Genomic DNA, 366 nt, shown 5'->3' on the forward strand with positions numbered 1-366 from the left:
GTGATGGCGTTGCCGCCCTTCGAGATGTCTTCGCCGGCTCCGGCGATGGTGTTGCAGGCGGCGAGGGTGACGGCGAACAGCGCAAGGGCAAAAGCAAGGTAACGGCTCATGTCGGCTCTCCTTGTGATGGATTCCCTGATCGCGGTGCACAACGGCGTGCGGTAAGGCGATGGCCGGCACCGGGCAGCCATCCGGTAAATTGTACCCGCACGGCGGGGCGCAGCGGGGCCATCTGTACGCGGAGGATGCGCGGCGGGTGCGGCACTTGCGCCGCTCGCCGCCGCTGCCACTGCCGTCGCCGCTTCAGGTCCGGCGCTGCTTGCGCACCACGAGCCACTTCGGCGAGCGAAAGCGCACGATGCTCAC

Annotated in this window: 2 protein-coding genes; one reads left to right on the forward strand and one right to left on the reverse strand. The window is 68.0% G+C overall.

The window, feature by feature from the left end:
* On the reverse strand, window positions 1-191 hold a 191-nt coding region (locus tag SB772_RS39425), incomplete at its 3' end, for an entericidin A/B family lipoprotein (protein ID WP_410838442.1).
* On the opposite strand from SB772_RS39425, the gene SB772_RS39430 reads away from it, so the two are divergent.
* Window positions 170-366 (forward strand): hypothetical protein (locus SB772_RS39430; RefSeq protein WP_410838443.1); only part of this gene is annotated, 197 nt, incomplete at its 3' end. The genes SB772_RS39425 and SB772_RS39430 overlap by 22 nt on opposite strands.

Origin of the sequence: Paraburkholderia sp. SIMBA_030 (genome assembly GCF_046535245.1) — a bacterium.
Taxonomy (GTDB): Bacteria; Pseudomonadota; Gammaproteobacteria; order Burkholderiales; family Burkholderiaceae; genus Paraburkholderia.